This window comes from Sorangium sp. So ce726, assembly GCF_051521405.1.
Classification (GTDB): Bacteria; Myxococcota_A; Polyangia; order Polyangiales; family Polyangiaceae; genus Sorangium.
Genome location: NZ_CP150349.1, coordinates 10,673,123 through 10,692,488, shown reverse-complemented (window position 1 = coordinate 10,692,488; position 19,366 = coordinate 10,673,123). Strand labels below are relative to the sequence as shown.

The 19,366-nt window shown below is 67.9% G+C and carries 13 protein-coding genes; 6 read left to right on the top strand and 7 right to left on the bottom strand.

Features of this window, described 5'->3' with window-relative positions:
• Window positions 1-322: 322 nt before the first annotated feature.
• Together WME79_RS39700 and tssM are read left to right on the top strand one after the other, a co-directional pair.
• On the top strand, window positions 323-1,015 hold the full coding sequence (locus tag WME79_RS39700) for a hypothetical protein (RefSeq protein ID WP_437525754.1): 693 nt from the start codon (window positions 323-325) through the stop codon (window positions 1,013-1,015).
• Window positions 1,016-1,108: 93 nt separating this feature from the next.
• Window positions 1,109-4,021, top strand: a complete 2,913-nt coding sequence (gene tssM / locus WME79_RS39695; RefSeq protein ID WP_437525752.1) for a type VI secretion system membrane subunit TssM — start codon at window positions 1,109-1,111, stop codon at window positions 4,019-4,021.
• 15 nt (window positions 4,022-4,036) lie between these two features.
• On the opposite strand, the gene rimI is transcribed toward tssM, so the two are convergent.
• From rimI to WME79_RS39665, 6 genes are all read right to left on the bottom strand, one after another.
• Entirely contained in the window at window positions 4,037-4,561 is a 525-nt protein-coding gene (gene rimI / locus WME79_RS39690) for a ribosomal protein S18-alanine N-acetyltransferase (protein ID WP_437525750.1), read from the bottom strand.
• Window positions 4,558-5,766 carry a vWA domain-containing protein gene (locus WME79_RS39685; RefSeq protein ID WP_437525748.1) on the bottom strand — a complete coding sequence of 403 codons (1,209 nt, stop codon included), beginning with the start codon at window positions 5,764-5,766 and terminating at the stop codon, window positions 4,558-4,560. Before WME79_RS39685 ends, rimI begins: the two co-directional genes overlap by 4 nt.
• Before the next feature lie 62 nt (window positions 5,767-5,828).
• Window positions 5,829-7,109 carry an alanine racemase gene (gene alr / locus WME79_RS39680; protein ID WP_437525746.1) on the bottom strand — a complete coding sequence of 427 codons (1,281 nt, stop codon included), beginning with the start codon at window positions 7,107-7,109 and terminating at the stop codon, window positions 5,829-5,831.
• A gap of 109 nt (window positions 7,110-7,218) precedes the next feature.
• The gene (locus tag WME79_RS39675) at window positions 7,219-7,803 is read right to left on the bottom strand and encodes a hypothetical protein (RefSeq protein WP_437525744.1); all 585 of its coding nucleotides are present in this window, start codon (window positions 7,801-7,803) and stop codon (window positions 7,219-7,221) included.
• Window positions 7,804-8,186: 383 nt separating this feature from the next.
• Window positions 8,187-8,777, bottom strand: a complete 591-nt coding sequence (locus tag WME79_RS39670; protein ID WP_012239857.1) for a GTP-binding protein — start codon at window positions 8,775-8,777, stop codon at window positions 8,187-8,189.
• A gap of 11 nt (window positions 8,778-8,788) precedes the next feature.
• A complete protein-coding gene (locus WME79_RS39665) occupies window positions 8,789-9,271 on the bottom strand; it encodes a roadblock/LC7 domain-containing protein (RefSeq protein WP_012239856.1) in 483 nt (160 codons plus the stop codon).
• Between the two features lie 759 nt (window positions 9,272-10,030).
• On the opposite strand from WME79_RS39665, the gene WME79_RS39660 reads away from it, so the two are divergent.
• The 4 genes from WME79_RS39660 (at window position 10,031) to WME79_RS39645 (ending at window position 17,527) form a co-directional block, all read left to right on the top strand.
• The gene (locus WME79_RS39660; protein ID WP_437525742.1) at window positions 10,031-13,840 is read left to right on the top strand and encodes a DUF3857 domain-containing protein; all 3,810 of its coding nucleotides are present in this window, start codon (window positions 10,031-10,033) and stop codon (window positions 13,838-13,840) included.
• A 192-nt stretch (window positions 13,841-14,032) separates the two neighbouring features.
• Window positions 14,033-14,230: a 50S ribosomal protein L35 gene (rpmI, locus tag WME79_RS39655; RefSeq protein ID WP_012239854.1), complete on the top strand. Its 198-nt coding sequence runs from the start codon at window positions 14,033-14,035 to the stop codon at window positions 14,228-14,230.
• A 26-nt stretch (window positions 14,231-14,256) separates the two neighbouring features.
• On the top strand, window positions 14,257-14,616 hold the full coding sequence (gene rplT, locus WME79_RS39650) for a 50S ribosomal protein L20 (protein ID WP_012239853.1): 360 nt from the start codon (window positions 14,257-14,259) through the stop codon (window positions 14,614-14,616).
• 1,159 nt (window positions 14,617-15,775) lie between these two features.
• Window positions 15,776-17,527, top strand: a complete 1,752-nt coding sequence (locus WME79_RS39645) for a sigma-70 family RNA polymerase sigma factor (RefSeq protein WP_437525740.1) — start codon at window positions 15,776-15,778, stop codon at window positions 17,525-17,527.
• Between the two features lie 163 nt (window positions 17,528-17,690).
• Here the strand turns inward: WME79_RS39645 and dacB are convergent, their stop codons facing one another.
• The gene (gene dacB, locus WME79_RS39640) at window positions 17,691-19,265 is read right to left on the bottom strand and encodes a D-alanyl-D-alanine carboxypeptidase/D-alanyl-D-alanine endopeptidase (RefSeq protein ID WP_437525738.1); all 1,575 of its coding nucleotides are present in this window, start codon (window positions 19,263-19,265) and stop codon (window positions 17,691-17,693) included.
• Between the last annotated feature and the right edge of the window lie 101 nt (window positions 19,266-19,366).

Below are 19,366 nucleotides of genomic sequence, written 5' to 3'. Positions count from 1 at the left end.
ACGGGCCGGTCGGACCGGCGCTGAGCTTTGTCGGCTCGTCGGCGTTGTGTCGGCTGGCTCGTCGGTTCCGTCGGTTCCACTGGTTCCGGCGGTTCCGTTGGCTCCGGCGGATCCATCGGGTCCGTCAGTTCCGTCGGTTCCGTCAGTTCCATCGGTCTCGTCAGCTTTGTCGGCTCCGACCGAGCGTGCTTCCGCCGCGCCCGGGGATCTGCATAGAACGGTCGAGGGCCGGACACAGTCCTTGCGGAGCTTGCCGAGGCGCTCCAAGCACGACCACGTTGACGAGCGGCCACCCGCACCGGAGAAGAATAGCGTGGAGCCCATGAATACCAAACAGAACGGTGCAGGGACGTCTCCGATTTCTGCGGAGCGGCCGGCCGAGTCTGCGCTGTCCGCTGCAGCTGTCGAACCTGTCACGCCGCCGCCGTCCACCGTGGAGGATCTCGCCGAGGGGTGCGTGCGGTTTGTGGAGCGTGCCCTCGGCGTACGGCTTGACTATCGGCCGGAGACCTTGCCCGTGCTCGACCACTACCTCGAGCAGGCGCGTGGTGCGACGTCGGAGCGGGTCGAGGCGTTGCCGGTGATCGCGCACATGGCAGGAGCTTACTTCGGCGAGGTGATCCGGCGCCGGCACGCGTCGTGGTGGCGCCTGGATGGCGAAGATCCGACCTACTGGCAGGTGCAGTTCGGCTCGGTCTACCTCGCGTTCAGCCCCGTCCTCTTCGTGCGCGAGACGCTCACGCGCGGACATCGGGTCGACGCCGCGCTGGACCTTGCAGAGGACTCCCTGAGCGGCGATCCGGCGGCGCTGGAGCTGGAGGAAGACGATCGCGAGGCGGTCGCGGCCAGGCTCGCGGAGCTGCCGTCGGTCTCGGAAAACGAGTACTACGCCCCCTCGACGCGGCTCGAGGTGATCGACATCGCCGTGGACGCGATCCGCTCGCGTCGGCTCGCGGCCGGCGAGGACACCGACGCCGCGCTCGATCCGGGCGACTACGAGCGCGGCGGCGACTGACGCCGGCATCGCCGCGCGCGGGCCGCTCACGCTCGATCGGCGGCGCCGCGTGGACATGCTCCGGAAGCGGCGACCGGTGGTATCGTCGCTGGCGTGTTGTGGGTCCTCTTCGGGCTGTTGTTCCTCATCTCGTGGGCGGCGTACTTCACGTTCGACCTGCCCACCGCGATCCCGATCGCGACGAGCGTCGTCATCGCGCTCTCCGCGATCGCGCTCTTCGTGTACCGCCGGATCAACGCGCGCCGCGCCGCGTCTGCGCTTGAGCGGGCCATCGTCCAGCAGGGCGCTCAGCAGGCGCTCAACGCGCGGCCCGAGCGCCGCGCAGAAATCCAGGAGCTCCAGCGGCAGGTCCAGGGCGGCATCAGCGCCCTGAAGAGCTCGAAGCTCGGCAAGGGGAAGGAGCACGGCAACGCCGCGCTCTACTCGCTGCCCTGGTACGTCATCATCGGCCCGCCCGGGGCGGGGAAGACGACGGCGTTGAAGCACTCTGGCCTCGTCTTCCCGTACGCGCACCCGAGCAACGGCGGCGGCGTGCGCGGCGTCGGCGGCACGCGCAACTGCGACTGGTGGTTCACCAACGAGGCGATCCTCCTCGACACCGCGGGGCGCTACACGACGGAGCAGGACGACCACGAGGAGTGGATCGCGTTCCTGCAGATGCTCCTCAAGCACCGCGCTCGCCGCCCGCTCAACGGCATCCTGGTCGCCGTGAGCGTGGCGGATCTCATCGACGCGAGCGAGCAGCAAGTCGAGCTGATGGGGAAGAAGCTCCGGGCGCGCATCGACGAGGTGATGACGCAGCTCCACATGGTGCTGCCCGTCTACCTCCTGTTCACGAAGTGCGACCTCATCGCGGGCTTCTCGGAGTTCTTCGGCGACATGCGCAAGAGCGACCGCGCGCAGGCGTGGGGAGCGACGCTCAAGCTGAGCGCGGACAAGGCCGACCCAGGGAGGCTCTTCGACGCCGAGTTCGACGCCCTGGCGAAGCAGATCCACGGCCGCTCGCTGAAGCGGCTCGTGATGGAGCGCAGCCGCGAGGGGCGAGAGCGCGTCTACCAGTTCCCGCTCGAGTTCTCGGGTATCCGGCGGAACCTCTCCGATCTGGTCTCGACCGTCTTCATGGTCAACGCGTTCCAGGGAACGCCCATCTTTCGCGGCTTCTACTTCACGAGCGGCACGCAGGAGGGCAGGCCGCTCGACCGGGTCCTCCAGCGCATGGGCCAGGCGATGGGGATCCGCACGCACGAGGCCGCGGCGCAGCAGAACGTGGAGTCGAAGAGCTACTTCCTCCACGACGTCTTCATGAACGTCGTCTTCCCGGACGGGGACATCGCCGCGAGGAGCGCGAGCGAGATCCGGCGTCAGCGGCTCGTTCGCGGCGCGATCAGCGCGGCGGCCGCGGCGCTCGGTGTCATCCTCGCGATCCCCAGCGTGGTGTCGTTCGCCAACAACCGCGCGTTCCTGCGCGACGTGGAGGCGGACGCGCGCACCGTCAGCGCGCTCCGATGGGAGGACACGCGACCCCTCTCGGAGAAGCTCGCCGCGCTGCGGCCCGCGCTGGATCGGCTGAAGGAGATCGACAAGGCGCGCGAGGAGGGGCCGCCGGACGGGAAGGGGTGGACGATGTTCCAGGGCGAGACGGTGTACCCGCCGCTCGTGCACGTCTACGTCGCGAGCCTCCAGAACGGCTTCGTGATCCCGTGCAAGCAGCGGCTCGAGGATCGCCTCAAGCTCGCGAAGGGCGACCACTACCTCCGCGAGCGGAACGACCTCAAGCTGTACCTGATGCTGAGCGACGTCGAGCACCTCGACGTCGCGTGGGCGAAGGACAGGTTCACCTCGCTCTGGGCCGAGGTGCTGCGGGCGACCTCGAACCTCACCGAGACCGAGCTGAAGAAGCAGCTCGATCGGCACGTCGAGTACTACCTGACGCTCATCAAGGAGAAGCGGGTCACGCCGATCGCGCGCAAGGACGATCTCGTCGCGAGCGTGCGCGCGACGCTCCAGGCCGTCCCACCGCGGAAGCGTTACTACGACTTCTTCGTCAACGCGATCATCGAGGAGAAGTACGACGAGACGGGTGACAACAGCCGCGCCAACCGCAAGTACCCTCCGCACACGCTCGGCGACATGTTCGCCGACCGTCCCGCCGTGCTGAAGATCATCGGCAGCAAGCTGTACGCGAAGGAGAAGCGCTGGAAGGAGGTGGACGGTCCGTACACCGAGAGGGGGCACTACGCGGTGCTCGAGAGGCTCGAGAGCGGCGCCGACAGCTTGATGGCTGAGCGATGGGTCGTGGACCTCGCGCCCGGCGAGGAAGCCTCGATCAACAAGAACCTGGACGGCCTCGCGGCCGACTACGACGTCAGCTACATCGCGCAGTGGACCGACTGGATGGCGGACCTCACCGTGCGGGTCCCGGCCAACCTGAAGGAGGCGAAGGAGACGTACCAGGCGCTCACCCAGGCGGATTACCCCTACCTCCGCATCATCCGCGGTCTCGAGGACAACACGCAGTGGAAGCGGGAGCGCAGCGCGATCGAGGACTCGACCCTGGCCAAGCGGGGGAAGGAGTACCTCGAGCGGAAGATCGAACAGAAGACGAGGCTGAAGGTCCCCGTCAACCCGAAGCTCATAAGAAACCGGCCGAGCTCGGTGCCGGATGAGTTCAAGCGGACCGTCGAGTTCGGCGTGCCTGCCGCGCCGAGCGGATCGGCGCCGATCACGGACACGCCCCTGGCGAGGTACATCTCGTTACTCAGCGCGCTTCGCGACGAGATCCAGCGCCTCGAGGATCTGAACCCCAACGTCGATGCGCGCCTCATGGCCGATCGGCTGGTCGAGGCGACGCGACAGGCCGACGCGCTCCTCCAGCCCTTCGACGAGCGGGCCAAGACGCTGCTCCGGCCGCTGTTGCTCACCCCGATGCAGGTGGTGGCGGCGCGGCTGCCGCCGCTCGCCGCGGTGTCTCGCTTTCCCGCGGCGCCTGCTGCGGGCCCGCGCTGAGCCACGCGGCGCGGTTCAGATCTCGATGCGGATCTCGTCGCGGCCTGGTTGCACAGCGCCGGTCGCTGGATCGAGCGTGAGCACCATCTCGATCGCATCCTCGCCGTTGTCGCTGTAGTACCGAGGACGTACCCCCATCGCAGTGAAGCCGAGCTTCCGGTAGAGCCGGATCGCTGCCCGGTTCGAGCGGCGCACCTCGAGCAGGATCAGCCGCACTTGCTGCTGCTGTGCATACTCGAGCGACCGGTTCATCAACGCCGTCGCGAGCCCGCGCCGCTGCGCGGCCGGGCAGGTGGCCACGTTGAGCACGTGGAGCTCGTCGGCGACGTGCCACGCGATGAGGAAGGCGAGCGCGCGCCGCTCTTCGCGCGCGACCCAGCAGCGCGTCCAGGGGCGGCGCAGCTCTTCTCGCGCGGAGAACTGCGGCACGTCGAAGGCCGCAGACGCGACCGCGTCGATCTCATCGAGCGCAGCGTCGTCCGCAGCCTCGGCCGTCAGCTGGATCAGCGAGGCCGAGTGCTTCGTCGCGTCGCGTTTCACCTCGCCACCTCGGTAGGACAGCCGGAGACGATCTGGACCTGCCCCACCCGCCCGCTCTTGAGCCTCGTGCATGCTTCCCCGAGGAGCTCGACGACCGCGGGCGACTTCCAGCGCCAGCCGTTCTCCGGGTCGTAGGCGACCAGCTCGTCGTCCAGGTAGACGTTCGTCTGTCCCGCTTCCGGAGGCGGGTCGACCAGGTCGAACTCGCAGGAAATGACGATGCTGGCGATCTTCGAGAGGACGTTCCCCAGCGTGTCGAGGTTGTCCACCTTGAAGTAGAACGGGCTCACGAACTGCGCCGCGCCGCCGGCGAGCGCCATCTGGTCGAGGACATCGCCGTAGAACTCGCTCCCCGGGATGCCGACGACATAGACCTCGATCCCGCTCGCCGCGAGCCGCTCGATGGCGGCGACCGTATCGTCGCGATCGATGCACCCTTCAGGGCCGGAGGGACCCAAGGGCGAGCAGCAGTTCTCCTCGGGGTCGGGGCACTGCTGTTCGATGTTGGCGATGCACCCGTCGGCCGTGCATCTCGCCGAGCTGTTGCAGTTCGGACCGCCGTCGGTCGCGAGCACGACGATGGTCTTGCCGGGGAGCTCGACGAGCTTCGGCGTCAGCGCCTCGAGGGTCGCCGCGGTAGGCGTGCCGCCGAGGGGCGCGGCCCGCGTCGCCGCGCGGAACCGCGATGTCGTCGTGGAGCCCTCCTGTCCCTCTGCGAAGGGAGCCCCCGGCGTGACAGCGAACACCTCGCCGCCCGGCCTGCATGGCGCCTCGTCGGTCGCGTCCAGGGGGAACACGGCGGCGCCGACGTTGATCAGCGGGCCCAGGTTGCGCACGAGGTTGACCGCGGCCTCGTGGACCCGGTCGTATCGGGTCGCGTTGGAGCTCGACGAGGCGGGGCTGAGCATGCTGCCCGACGCATCGAGGACGAAGTAGATGTTCGGCGCTTCGGCGATCTCGACCTGGTGGATCCGGTTGCCGCAGAGCCCACCTGCGTCCGCGGCCGGTGGTCCGCTCGGGTCGTCGGTGTCCGGATCGAACCCGCCGTCCGGCTCTTGCGCCCCCTGACCGGTGCCGTTGCGCGGACGCTGCTTCGTGACATCGTCCTCGCACGCGGTCATCGCCGCGCCGCCGAGCGCGAGCGCGGTCCCGACGCAGAAGAGCATTCCGCAGGCGCCGGCCCGATGCTTCACGGCCGTCTTCATGGTGAGCAGCGTATCACGCCCGTTCGCGCCGGCAGCGCCAGCGCGAGCGCCGCCGCGCGCCCTCAGGGCTCTCGGTAGAACCTCGGCACGCGGCGCGAGATGCTGGTCAGCACCTCCCAGGCGATCGTCCCCGTGAGCCCCGCGATCTCTTCAGCGCTGATCGTGCCGCGCCCGAGCGGCCCGTCCTGCGTGCCGAGGAACACCACCTCATCCCCCAGGCGCGCTCCCGGCACATCCGTCACGTCGAGCATCGTGAGATCCATCGACACGGCGCCCGCGATCGGCGCGCGTTGACCGCGCACGAGGGCGGCCCCGCGGTTCGACAGCTGGCGGCTCAGGCCGTCGGCGTACCCCATCGGCACGGTGGCCACGACGCTCTCCCGGGAAGCTTGCCAGGTGTGGCCGTAGCCGATCCTGTCGCCCTTCGCGATCGTGCGCAGCGCGACGATCTCGCTGCGCACCCGGATGACCGGCTTGAGGTCGGGCGCGAGCCCCGCGCACGGCGATATTCCGAAGAGCGCGACCCCCGGGCGGACGATGTCGAGCCACGCCGCAGGGAGGCGCAGCATCGCCGCGCTGTTCGAGGCGTGCCGCACCCCCGGGGTGAGGCCGAAGCTCTTCGCTCGCTGCTCGATCTCCCCGAAGAGGCGCATCTGCTCGATCGTCACGCCGAGATCGTCGGCGTCCGCGCAGGCCAGGTGGGTCATGAGCCCGTCGAGCTTCACCTCCGGGTGCTTGGCGAGCGTCGCGAACACCGCCTCGATCTCCGAGCTCGCTGCCCCGAGCCGTCCCATGCCGGTGTCGACCTTGAGATGGACGCCGACGCGATCGCGCTGCTCGAGCCGCACCACGCTCGCGAGGCGCTCGATCTGGCCGGCGTCGTAGACGACGGGCACGAGATCGCGCGCGATGATCTCCTCGAACCCGTCGCGGCGCGGGCCGTAGTAGCCGCCCATGACGAGGATGGGCAGCCGGATGCCGGCGTCTCGCAGCTCGATGGCCTCCTCGAGCAGCGCGACGCACAGGCCGGGGATCCCGGCGCGCTCGAGCGTCCGTGCGACGGCAGGCGCGCCGTGGCCGTACGCATCGGCCTTGAGCACGCCCCAGATCTGCGGCTTCGTCGCGCCGGTCAGCCCTCGCTCGAGGACGCGGAGGTTGTGCCGCAGGTGCGCGAGGTTCACCTCGGCGCGGGTCGGCCGCACGGCGTCTGCGGGCGCCGCTCGCCGTGGCCGCAGCACGCGCATGGGGCCTGCGCTCGCACCGAGCCCATCGAGGGGCGACGCCGTGCCGTTGCGATCAGGAGTCGTGCTGCTGAGCTCTGTGGGCGCGTGCGAAGCGGACATCGTGTACGCCGATAGCTCTACGCTCGATCGCGGGTCAAGATTCCAGGCCATCTTGGTGTGACAAGGTGAGGCATCTGCGCGGAGTGCAGACGACTGCAGACGACGTCGATCAGAAGCAGCGGCGCATGCACCGCGTGTACTTGCCGGAGCACCCTTTTTCGCAGGCGGCGGATTTGCAGTCGTCCTGGCATTCCTTCCAGTCTGTCTGGCACGACGCGCTGCACTTCGCTCCCGGCGGTGCAACCTCCTCCGCGGTGTTCGACGCCGAGGCCGCAGCGCCGCCGTCGTTCGCGTCTGGGTCTGCATGGGCCTCTTCCGTTGCCGGCGCGGCTACGTCGGCGGTCAAGAGCCTGGGCGGCGGAGCGAGCGCGCTGGTCGGCTCAGGCACGGCAGGGGCTCGGCTGCTCGGCGGCGTCCACTCGCCTTCGTCGAAATCGCTGGCGTGGCTGAGCTGCCTGGCCCGCAGCGTGGCGTACTCCACACGGTCGCGTGTCTGGCCGAAGGTACAGAACTGGAGCCACTCGTCCCAGCACGCGCGCCGCAGGGTTGGCTTGACGTCGGCCAGCGAGTCAAGCGCCATGCAGTGCTCGAAGCGTACGTCCCCCTCGTAGACCGCGTTGATGCTCGCGCCGCATGCGGTCACCGAGGCGGCGGCTAGGCAGAGGAGGGTCCTGAACCGCACGTCGTAGAACACCGATAGCAGAAAAGCTCGGCCCTGGTGCCAAGGCCCGTCCCATGCGCCGCGGGACCTGCCGGTCGCCCGGTCGAGGTGCTCTCCGGTTGAACTTTGTCCTGTGATGCCGTACGTTGCCGCCCCTTCGCACCGGCGGCGGCGGCACGACGCCTCCGCGCCGGGCGCCTCAACGGAGCCTGTTCATGTTCCTCATGCTGTCGAAAGGTCCTCGGAAGACCACGCGCTCCAAGTCGAAGCGCTACCGGTCCAAGCTGAAGGCGAAGAACCGCAACCGGCGCAACCGCATCTACCAGCGCGCCTGATCGTTGCACCGAGCGCGAGCGGGTCTACGGCCTCGCTCGCCGCGCTGTTCTTCGTCCAATCTTTGGGGCCGGCCCTTGGAACTAAGGGCCGCCCTTCTTCAGCTCGGTCAGCACCAGCTTGGCGACCGCCTTGAGCGTGTCGAACACCCCGACGCCTGTCCGCGCGACCCCCTCGAAATCAGGGACGTTCGTCGGGTTGAGCAGCGAGCGGAGCTCCTCGACGGTGCCGATCTCCGGCAGGTCCCGCTTGTTGTACTGGATAACGTACGGGATCTTGTCCAGCGAGTAGCCCTGCTCGGCCAGGTTCGTGCGGAGGTTCTCCACCGACTCCTGGTTCGCCTCGATGCGGCCGAGCTGCGAGTCTGCCACGAAGACCACGCCGTCGACGCCTTTCAGGATGAGCTTGCGGCTCGCGTCGTAGAAGACCTGCCCCGGCACCGTGTACAGGTGGAACCGCGTCTTGAAGCCGCGGATCTCGCCCAGCGCGAGCGGGAGGAAGTCGAAGAAGAGTGTCCGGTCGGTCTCCGTGGCGAGGGAGATCATCTTCCCCTTCGCGTCCGGGTTGGTGCGCTCATAGATGTACTGCAGGTTCGTCGTCTTGCCGCAGAGACCCGGGCCGTAATAGACGATCTTGCAGTTGATCTCGCGCGCCATGTAATTGATGAAGCTCATCGACCGCGCTCCTAGTCGTTGAAGAGGTTGTCGATGTCCTCGTCGGTGATCTCGGCGAACGGCGAGTCGGCGCCCGGCTCCTGCACCTTCTTGAGCAGCGCTTCGAAGATGTGGTTGAGCTCCTCGCTCGCCTTTCGCACCCGGAGCCTCACCAACCCGAGGCTCGACTTTGAGTCGAAGATCACCACGAGGATGACGCGGTTCCCGACCAGCTGGATGTGGATGTTCGCCTTTTCACCCTCGTGGAACTGAGTGGCGAACTCGTTCTCCTTGAGGAGCTTCGCCATCCCGCCCGTGGCGGCGATGTTCCCCGCCGTCAGCGAGGCGAGCGACGTCGTGTCGAGGTTGTCGACGTCTCCGCTCGCGGCGATCAGTTGCCCGTTCTTGTCAACGATGAAGACGACCTTCGCATTGGCGTCCTTGACGAGGCGATCCACCACGCTCTGGATCTGATTGAATTCCTCCTCGTACATCACCATCTGAGGGTTGACCATCGTTCCTCCGCCAGCGCTCTCGCGATGGGGCCCTGGGCATTGCGGGCTCTGTCGCCCTTGTCATCACCGGGCGCCGCACGTGCGGTCCCCGACCATCGTCATCCAACTGGCTTCCCGCTGCGCGGGCTTGCCTTACCACCGGTACCACGTTCGCGGCGTGTGACGCTCGCTGCCTTGGGGACTTGCATGGCCGGTTCGCAGCGCGCAGTGCGGCTGCTCCTCGACCGTGCACCCGTACATCTTGGGACGTTTCTATCCGAAGCAGGTGCGGCGGAGCAAGGCGGCCCTTTCTGGAAGTTGGAGGATCGCACGGCCGAACCTCGCCGAGCCTTGCCGGACCCCGACGGAGCTCGCTCCCCCTGCCCCCAGGGGAGGCTTGGTTCCGGACCTTTTCCAGGCGCCTGCCCGCCCCGGCCGCCCGGAATGTTTGTGCGATAAGTATCTAAAATTATTATTATTTTCCTTTGTTGAATGCGGTCGGACGGCGCTGCGCCCTCCTCCGGGGGTGCTGCTGTGGGGCGCGCTGCGTGTCGTCGCTCTGTACCCGGCAGAAGATCGACAAAATTCGCGGGATCGGCGCTCGCGGCGCGGCGAGCTCATGAAGGCGCGGCCCGATGAACGCGGCCCGGGGGGACGACCTCCTGGCGGCGTGCGTTCCGCCGGATCGTGGCAGCACCCCCTTGACCTCGGCCGGTGTGACGTTTCTGCGGCCATGGCTTGTGCTTGACCGATGGCTTCGGCCACGGGATAGCGCCTCGGATGCGTGACGTGCTCAGGCGGGCCGAGCCCCGTGAGATCGAGCTCAACCCGGGGACTGCGAGGGGGCGCTCCTTCTGCGCGCTCACCGTGGGGACGGCGGCCTTGGCGTGCGCCATGTCGCTCGGCGCCGATGCTCGCGCGGAGCTCGGCGCGGTTCATCCTGAGGTGCTCTCCGCGCACGCGGCTGTCCGCGCGGCGAGAGGCCCCGAGGTCTACGGCGCGCTACGTGAGCTCTGGCGCACGTGGGACCGCGCGGATCCAACCCAGGTCGAGGAGGCGATCGCGTCGATCGCTGAGGCCGGCGCGACCAGCGCGCCCACCCAGGTCTATGCGGAGCTCCTCTCGGCGTACGCGCGCAGGCGTCGAGGCGATCTCGACGGAGCGGTCGCGAGGATCCAAAAGCTCGGGTTCATCGGCCGCTGGGCGACGATCGGGCCGTTCGACAACGAGAACAAGGGGGGCTTCGAGCGGGCATTCGGGCCCGAGGAAAATCTCGATCAGCCGATGGCCGCGGGCAGGACGTACGACGGCAAGGCGCGCGCGGTCCGCTGGCGCGTGCCCCCCGAGGCGCCGCAGTACGGGTGGTTTGATTTTGGCGACTTCATTCGTCCGGTGGAGAGCGTCTGCGGCTACGCGACGACGTTCGTCCGCGCGAAGGCCGGGACGCGCGCTCCTAGGCCGATCTCGATCTGGGTCGGGGCAGACGGCGCGTTCAAGCTGTTCTGGAACGGCGCGAAGGTCCTGGCCGATCCCGGGTACCGCGAGCTCGACATCGATCGGTTCGCCGCGCCGGTGACGCTGAGGCCCGGCTACAACCGCCTGACGATCAAGGTCTGTGGAGGTGCGTCGGCGCCCAAGTTCGCGCTGCGCATCGGCAACGAGAAGGGGGCGCCGGATCTTGATCTGGATGTGACCTCCGACATCGGAACCCAGGTCACAGCGCCTCAGGGGGAAGCCGATGGCGCGAGGCGCGCGGGCGGGGCGCGGGCGCAGGCCGAAGGGCCAACCTCGGGCGCGAAGCTCGCCGCGCGCGCGGCTGTGATCGAGGGGCCGATGCAGGCGTTCGAGCGAGCCGCGAGCGCCGCTCGGCCTTCGCCCGCCGTGCTGGAGGCGTTCGCGCGGTACCTCATGCTCACCGGCGGCGACGCTGAGGGGGAGCACAGAGCGCGGGATCTCGCGCGGCGCTCCGCCGAGGCCGAGCCGAGCGTGCGTCGCTACCTGCTCGCGGGCCAGCTCTCCGAGGACAGGAACCAGCAGCGCGCGTGGATCGAGCGCGCCGCCGCGCTGGCGGGCGGTCGTGAGGACATCGACGTCCTGCTCTCGCAGGCTCGGCTCGCGCAGACGAGCCCGAACTGGCGGGAGGCGGCTCCGATCTACGAGCGCATCCTGGCCGCCGATCCCGATCATGTCACGGCCGTCCTCGGGCTCGTGGACCTCTACGTGGAGGCTGGGCTGAAGCGCACCGCGCTCGCCACGCTGGAGCGGGCGCTCGCGCGTCAGCCGAGCAGCGTCTCGCTCCTCCGCGCCTCGGCGGCGCAGCTGCGCGCGCTCGGGCGCGACACGGAGGCCGCCGAGATGGAGGCGCGCTACGCCGCGCTGCGGTTCGACGACTCGAGCTTCCTTCACCAGCAGGTCGAGCTCGCGGTGGCGCGCCGGGATCCTGCCGGCGCGGAGCGCTGGATCGAGCGCTTCCTCCGCAGTGAGCCTGACTCCGTCTGGGCCCGCACGGTCGCGGCGCGCACGTACCGCGCGCTCGGTCAAGGCGACCGCGCCCTCGCGGCCCATCAGCGCGCGCTCGCCATGGCGCCGGAAGACATCGGAACGCTGCGCGCGCTCTCGGATCTCTACGGCGAGGAGGGAAACCGAGAAGCGCAGCTGGAGATGCTGCAGCAGATCCTCGCGATCAGCCCTCAGGCGAAGGATGTGCGCGAGTACATCGAGCACATCGAGCCGCCGAAGCCGCGCGCTGACGAGGCTTACGCCTGGGCGCCCGACCGTTTCCTCCCGATGCGGCGCAACGCTGATCGGCAGTACCCCAAGCGCACGCTGCGCAACCTGACGGTCACCACCGTCTTCCCGAACGGCCTGGCGAGCCGGTTCCGGCAGGTCGTCTTCCAGCCGCTGACGGACGAGGCTGCGGCGAGCGCCCGGCAGTACGCGTTCGAGTACCAGGCTGATCGCCAGACCGTGAGCCTCCGTGCCGCGAAGGTCTACCGAGCAGACGGCAAGGTCGACGGGGCGATCGAGAGCGGGGAATCGGGGGCGAACAACCCGGCGCTCGCGATGTACACATCGGCGCGCACGTTCTACGTCAGCTTCCCGCGGCTCAACGCCGGCGACGTCGTCGAGCTGCGCTACCGCGTCGATGACGTCAGCCCTCGCAACGAGATCGCCGATCACTTCGGCGAGATCGAGTTCCTCCAGGGGGATGAGCCGATCGCCAGCAGCGAGTACGTGCTGATCACCCCGAAGACGAGGCAGTTCCACATCTTCGCGTCCGACCTTCCTGGCCTCGTGCGCGAGACCAAGGAGGACGCCGAGCGGCGCATCTTCCGCTTCTCTGCCGCCTCGGTACCGCCGGTGGCGCCCGAGCCGGCGATGCCCGCGTGGTCCGAGATCCTCGCGCACGTCCACGTCTCGACCTTCAAGACCTGGGACGAGGTCGGCTCCTGGTACTGGGGCCTCGCGCGTGAGCAGTTCGATGTGGACGATGAGGTGCGCAAGCGGGTGCGCGAGATCACGAAGAACCTCGCCGACGATCAGAGCAAGGTCCGCGCGATTTACAAGTACGCGACCGAGACGCGCTACGTGGCGCTCGAGTTCGGCATCGAGGGGATTCGTCCGAGGAGGTGTGCGCAGACGCTCGCTCGCGGCTGGGGTGACTGCAAGGACAAGGCGACGCTGATCGTCACGATGCTCCGCGAGATCGGCATCCCAGCGACGATCGTGCTCGTGCGCACCCGCATGCGAGGCGACATCGGGCCGGAGCCCGCGAGCCTTGCTCCGTTCGACCACGCGATCGCGTACGTGCCGTCGCTCGACCTTTACCTCGACGGAACGGCGGAGCACTCGGGCTCGACCGAGCTTCCGATCATGGATCGCGGGGCGATGGCGCTTCAGATCAACGAAGGCAAGCCGAAGCTCGTTCGCCTCCCGGAGCCTGCTCCGGAGGCCTCGGTCGTACACCGGACCGTCGACATCGCGGTCAGCGCTGACGGATCAGCTCAGCTCGGGGTCGACATCCAGGTCGCCGGTGCGTACGCGCCGGAGTGGCGGACCCGCTACATGGCGGAGGGGACCCGCCGCGACCGAGCAGCTCGTGACCTCGCCACGGATTTCGGGGCGGTCGAGCTGGCCCCTGGGAAGGCCGGGGTCGAGGTGAACGATCTCGAGGACATCGAGCAGCCGGCGAAGCTGCGCGCTCGAGGAAGAGCCGTCGCGCTCGCTCGAAAGGAGGGCGACAGCCTGTCAATCCCGGCTGTTCCCACGCAGCGTCTCGCCACCGAGTTCGCCTCCCTCTCGGCGCGCACCCGCGACGTGATCATCCCCGCGCTCACCACGCGCCGGGATGAGTGGACCATCCGGATCCCTGCTGGCTGGCGTGTCACCAGGGCGCCGCTGCCTCAGGACGTGGACACCCCCTTCGGCAAGTTCTCGCTCTCGGTCGAGCCGTCTGCGGGGAAGATCGTCGTCCGCAGTCAGATCTCCCTCACGAAGCCCCGGATCAAGCCGTCCGAGTACATGGCCTTCCGAACGTTCTGCGAGACGGCGGACCGCGTCTTCGGTCAGCGGGTGGTGTTCGGAAAGTAAGCGACGGCGGACGGCCTGACCCCGGCCCTTCGGCGCGCCGATCGTCCCCTAGCCGCTGCCTGGACACTTGACAACCCCCCGCCGGATCGCCATAAAGCGCCCCCTCTACGCATCCCTGCGGCGCAGAACAGCCTCTCCGGTGGTTCGGAGCGGTGGCCGCCGGGAGCGATAGGCATTCGGATCGAGGGCATCATGCCGAAGATGAAGACCAACCGCGCCGCGGCCAAGCGCTTCAAGGTGACCGGCTCAGGCCGCATTCGCCGCAGCAAGGGCGGGCTCAACCACTGCATGCAGGAGAAGAGCAAGAAGCGTCTGCGTCGTCTCCGCAAGAACGACATGGTCGATTCGGCGATGGAGAAGCGCGTCAAGCTGCTTCTTCCCTACGGCTGACCCTGGAGCAGTGAGGTAAATTACCGATGCCGCGTGTAAAGAGAGGCTTCAAGGCCCGCCGCCGTCGCAACCGTGTCCTCAACCAGACCGAGGGTTACTTCCTCGGCCGAAAGAACCGCTTCCGCCAGGCGGTCGAGGTGCTCCGCCACGCCTGGGAGTACGGCTACATCAGCCGTAAGCTCAAGAAGCGGGATTTTCGTCGCCTCTGGATCACCAGGATCAACGCTGCCGCCCGCCTCAACGGCACGACTTACTCCCGCCTCGTCAGCGGGCTCAAGAAGGCAGGCATCGCCCTCGATCGGAAGATCCTCTCGGAGATCGCGATCCACGATCCTGCGTCGTTCGGCGCCGTGGCGAAGCTCGCCTCGCCCGCAGCGGCGAAGTGACGGCTGCGCGGGGTGGTCTTCAGACCGCCGTTCGACCACCCCGATGCGGAACGGTCGAAATGGTCGGGCCGCCCCCGCCTCTTCCCTCGCAGATGCCCGATTGTCGTAATATTTCGAGTATTTGACTCGTCTCCGCGGCGTGCGATCCCTTGGATTGCGTCGGAGACGTAGAGCTCGGTCGCATCATTCCAGGCGAGGACGTGCGGCTGCCGTCGCTGACGCTGATCAGCATCAGCAGTGTGAGGCGATTAGGCACCGAGCAAATGCGCAGCGTGCATTCCGTGCGCATCTGCTATGCACCGCCGATGGCACCCTATGATCCTACGATCAGGGTAAGCTCCGACCCAGCCCAGCCCGCTGACGACTGACCGGCCGAACGTTGTCTCTCAGGGGCTCTGCGTTCCCAGCCGAGGCCTGACCAACCTAAGGGGTGATCCCAGCCCCCTTCCCAGGGACAGACTTAGCCGTAAATTCCGCTGAGCCTAAACAATTTGCCGGAATTGCCAACTTTCCAGGCGGTCTGTCGCGAAAAATAACCTTCTCCGCCTTCGTCCGTCGGGTGAGGGCTCGACATTGCCATCGGGAGGCCCAGGTTCAGGAAACATCGAAGCTCACTGAGAGGACGGTCTCAGCGGCCAGGTACGGGCTCCTACACGCTGGAAAAAACAGCGAAATTCCCTTGCCTGTGCTGCGAGGGCGGACCCACTGAACCGCGGAACGCTGGCGAGCTCGAGGTGTCCCCAAGGAGAACAGGTTGCCGATGTTGTTGCGTCCCCGAAAGCGCACCCAGCCATGCAGTTCGGCTCGGTCGCAGCGAAACGTCTCGCTCGACAGGACATGGACAGCGCCTTCCGCTCTACATAGCGCACCCAGGCCGAGCTCTCAAACGGGAGAAGCGGGAACGCACGCTAAAAAAGGCACTGTTTTTGCTTCTGGAGCTGGGCTGCTGCCGGGGACTGGCGCAGGAGCATCATTCTGCAAGAGCAGACCTGCCTCAGGTGAGAAGAGTTCGACCGGAATCAAAAGAAAGCACCAGCGGTTGCCAGTTTCAACAGGGGCTCCTTCGGTCAGCTCCTCCCCTCTGTCTGGCACGAAATCGTCTCGCCTGCCGTCAAAAGGTGGCGAGGCATTTCATTCTCGCAAGGTCAGCCGTTTAGAAGTGAACGCCGACACAAAGACTAAGATGAGCACGTCGACCGCCCGCCGTCCAGAAACTGCGCGGAGAAACGCCAAGTCCTCTGCTGTAGGTGCCTCTGCGCGGCTCGCGGCATCCAAGAGCTCGCAGGGGGCCGAGACCGCATCGGCTCCCCGGCGGGGGGCATCGCAGACCACCGAGTTGGAGGTCTCCGAGGTCGAAGATTTCGGGGACAACCAGTCGCCGCGCTCGCACTTTCAAGGAGCTACCACCGTGGAGGGAGCCGCCATGAGGTCGACCAAGAGCAACGCCACTGTAGTGAAGGGCGACCCGCTCGCTCAGGGTGGGACGGCCACGCCGGAAATCGCAGCGCTCGGCCTTCTGGATGACGACCAGACGGAGGAGACGGTTGTGCGACCCCGCCCGCCGGCCGAGATCCTCGATGAGGAGCGGGCGGCTGACTTCATCGATCTGGACCTTGGACCGCTCGATCGGCTGCCTCAGCCCGAGCGCGCGAGGAACCAGGATCGGGAGCTGAAGGATGTTGAGGACGGGGGCGGCGACTCGATGCTCGCCCGCTATTTCCGCGACATGGCGCTCCACCCCGTCATGGGGCCGGACGAGGAGCTCGACACCGCGCGGGCGGTCGAGCGCACGGAGGTCGAGCACTGGGTGGCTCTTCTCTCCTACCTGCCTGCGGCCGAGTACATCCTCACCGCGCTCGAGGAGGATGTCGCCAAGGCGGGTGAGGACGAGGTGAAGGCTCCGCAGATCGCGGAGATGCAGAAGCTCGTTCGCCTGGCGAAGAAGCAGAAGGGAAAGCTGCTCGCCGAGCAGGAGAAGCCGTGGACCCAGCTCTCCGAGGAGCTCGCAGCGGCTGTCCGTCTGCCTGACTCGGATCGCCTCTGGATGGCGCGTGCCTTCAGCATCGCACGCGATCTCGTGCGCGAGCCCGACTTCGAGGACGACGTGAGCGATCCCGAGGAGACGCGCCCCACGCGGCCCAGGCTCCCGATGTCTGGCTCGTACCGCCGTTACCTCGATCGGGTCGAGCGAACCTTCCAGGCGCAGCACGACGCGAAGAACCGCTTCGTGAAGGCCAACCTGCGGCTCGTCGTGTCGATCGCGCGGCGCTACAACCGCGGGCGCCTGCCCCTGATCGATCTGATCCAGGAAGGCAACATCGGCCTGATGAAGGCGGTAGAGCGCTTCGACCACAGCCGTGGCTACCGCTTCTCGACGTATGCATCGTGGTGGATCAGGCATGCGATCAGCCGCGCCTTGGCCGACAAGGGCCGCGCGGTCCGCATCCCGGTCCACATGCTCGATACGTACAACCGCGTGGCGCGGGCGACGCAGGCGATCATCGCGCGCACCGGGCATGAGCCGACCATCGAGGAGCTCGAGAAGGAGACGGGCGTTCCGCGCGAGAAGCTCGACAAGGTGAAGGACTTCTACGCGGAGACGCCTTTCTCGCTCGATCGTCCGGTCGGCGACGAGGATGGACGCAAGTTCATCGACTTCCTCCAGGAGGAGAACGCGCTGTCGCCGTTCGATCACCTGGCGAACAGGAAGTGGAGCGACGAGGTCCGGCGTCTCCTGACCACGCTCACGCCGATCGAATCGCGGATCATCCGCTGGCGCTTCGGCCTCGACGACGAGGACGAGCTCACGCTCAAGGAGATCGGCGACAAGTACAACCTGTCGCGCGAGCGCATCCGTCAGCTCCAGGAGCAGGCGCTCGGGAAGATCCGCAAGCAGATGCGCGACTACTGAGCGACGAGCTGAGCACGAGTCGGTGAAGCGGCCGCGCGGCGTGATGCTGCGCGGCCGTTTTGCGTGAGGCGCCGGAACACGCAGCTGCGTGGGGGCGCGCAGAGGTGAGCGGGGGCCTGAGCTCAGCGCAGCCCAGCAGGTCGACACGAGACAGCCCGCGCTCTCACGGCGTCCGTGCGTCCTGCCAGAGCTCGTCGGCGAGCGACTCGACGAAGTGGTCGATGGCCTTTCGTGCGGGGTCGATCTTCCCTGGGACGTCGGAGGCGAGCACGGCGAAGGCGATCGGGGAACGACCAGGGGGCGCGAGGATGTAGCCAGACAGGGCCACAACCGAGGAGAGCGTTCCCGTCTTGGCGCGGATCGCGCGCTCCTTCGACCACCCGCGGAAGCGGCTGCGCAATGTGCCGTCCACACCGCCGATCGCGAGCTGCGCGGTGAAATCTGCGCCGAGCGCCGGATCGAGAAGCGCGGCGCGGAGCAGCCGGACGATGGCCTCCGGCGATGCGCGAGCGGCGTCGAACAAGCCGGAGCCGTTCTTCAAGACGACGTCTTGCCCGAAAGCATCGAGCTCTCTGAGGGTCTCGCCGACCACCTCCGCCGCACCCTCGGCTGTGCCGGGGCGCCCACGCTTCTCTGCGGCGAGCGTCTTGAAGATCGTCTCCGCGTAGAAGTTGTCGCTGTCCTTCCCGAGGGCGGAGAGGAGCGCGCCGAGCGGTGCCGAGCGGTGGACCACGAGGAGCCGCTTCTGGCGCTCACCGCCGAGCCGTACCTCGCCGGAGACGTCGACGCCCACCTCCAGCAGCATCTCCTTGAGCGCATACGCCACGACCAGGCGGGGATCGTCGACGCGCCTCGCCAGGCTCACCGCGCGGCCGCCCTCTGGGACGTGCCCGCTGAGGTGCGCGACGAGGCGCTCGCCGTTCGGTTCGAGCCGGACCCCGAGCTTCTCTGGTGTGCCGCGCCTCGCGGTTGTCACCTTGCCCTGGAGCACCGTGAACCCTGGGGGATCGATCGCGACGGAGGCAGCCTGCCCCGCCTTCGATGGGCGCACCGTGAAGAGCAAGGCGTTCGCGTTCAGCGAGGCTGCCGCGACCGGGGCGCGAAAGGCCGCCCACTCCTCCGGCTGCTGCTCGAAGGCCGGAGGCACGTAGCGCGCGTCAAAGTAGCCCTGGTCGATCGCGATCGCCGCGACCTTCCGGACGCCGGACGCCCTCAAGGCGCGCGCCATCTCCCAGAGATCAGGCGTCTTGAGGGAGGGATCGCCCGAACCCCGGAGTACGAGCTCGGTGACGGTTCCGTTCGACGCCTCCCCGTAGAGGCCGGTCAGGTAGCGGTAGCTCGGCCCGAGCAGGCGAAGCGCGGCGGCTGCCGTGAAGAGCTTCGCGTTGGATGCAGGGTTGTACAGGCCGCGTTGATCGAAAGCCGCGAGCGTCGCGCCGCTGGCGACGTCGAGGGCGAGCACGCCGACCCGTCCCCCCAAGCGGCGCACGTCGGTAACGAGCGTCTCGGCCTGCGCTCGAGCGCGCTCAGGGTCGATTTTTCGAGGCTCGTGCGACGCGAGAGGCGTTTGGGGCGCGCTCGGGGCGACCGGGGCTCCCTGGGTCGGCCTCGCGGTGCGGGTCGAGCGGTCAGCGGGACCCGTGCCGCCGTCGAGCGGCTGCGAGCCGCTGGGGCGGGCGAGGATCGACGAGAGCACGAGCGCGACCGCGGAGACGATACGGCGGGGATGTCGAGGCATGAGATCTCTCCGCCTCTACAACGCCTCCACCGCGGATGCCTCCTCCGGTCGACCGGTCGTCGCAGCCCGGCAGCGCTCATCGGTGCGCGCGTGTGCGCTCG

Excerpts from the sequence above, each read along its gene's own strand:
- WME79_RS39685 (WP_437525748.1), bottom strand. The coding sequence starts at position 5,766 with ATGAAGACGGCCGTGAAGCATCGGGCCGGCGCCTGCGGAATGCTCTTC.
- WME79_RS39700 (WP_437525754.1), top strand. The coding sequence starts at position 323 with ATGAATACCAAACAGAACGGTGCAGGGACGTCTCCGATTTCTGCGGAG.
- WME79_RS39660 (WP_437525742.1), top strand. The coding sequence starts at position 10,031 with ATGCGTGACGTGCTCAGGCGGGCCGAGCCCCGTGAGATCGAGCTCAAC.
- WME79_RS39665 (WP_012239856.1), bottom strand. The coding sequence starts at position 9,271 with ATGGTCAACCCTCAGATGGTGATGTACGAGGAGGAATTCAATCAGATC.
- alr (WP_437525746.1), bottom strand. The coding sequence starts at position 7,109 with ATGTCCGCTTCGCACGCGCCCACAGAGCTCAGCAGCACGACTCCTGAT.
- rpmI (WP_012239854.1), top strand. The coding sequence starts at position 14,033 with ATGCCGAAGATGAAGACCAACCGCGCCGCGGCCAAGCGCTTCAAGGTG.
- dacB (WP_437525738.1), bottom strand. The coding sequence starts at position 19,265 with ATGCCTCGACATCCCCGCCGTATCGTCTCCGCGGTCGCGCTCGTGCTC.
- rplT (WP_012239853.1), top strand. The coding sequence starts at position 14,257 with ATGCCGCGTGTAAAGAGAGGCTTCAAGGCCCGCCGCCGTCGCAACCGT.
- WME79_RS39670 (WP_012239857.1), bottom strand. The coding sequence starts at position 8,777 with ATGAGCTTCATCAATTACATGGCGCGCGAGATCAACTGCAAGATCGTC.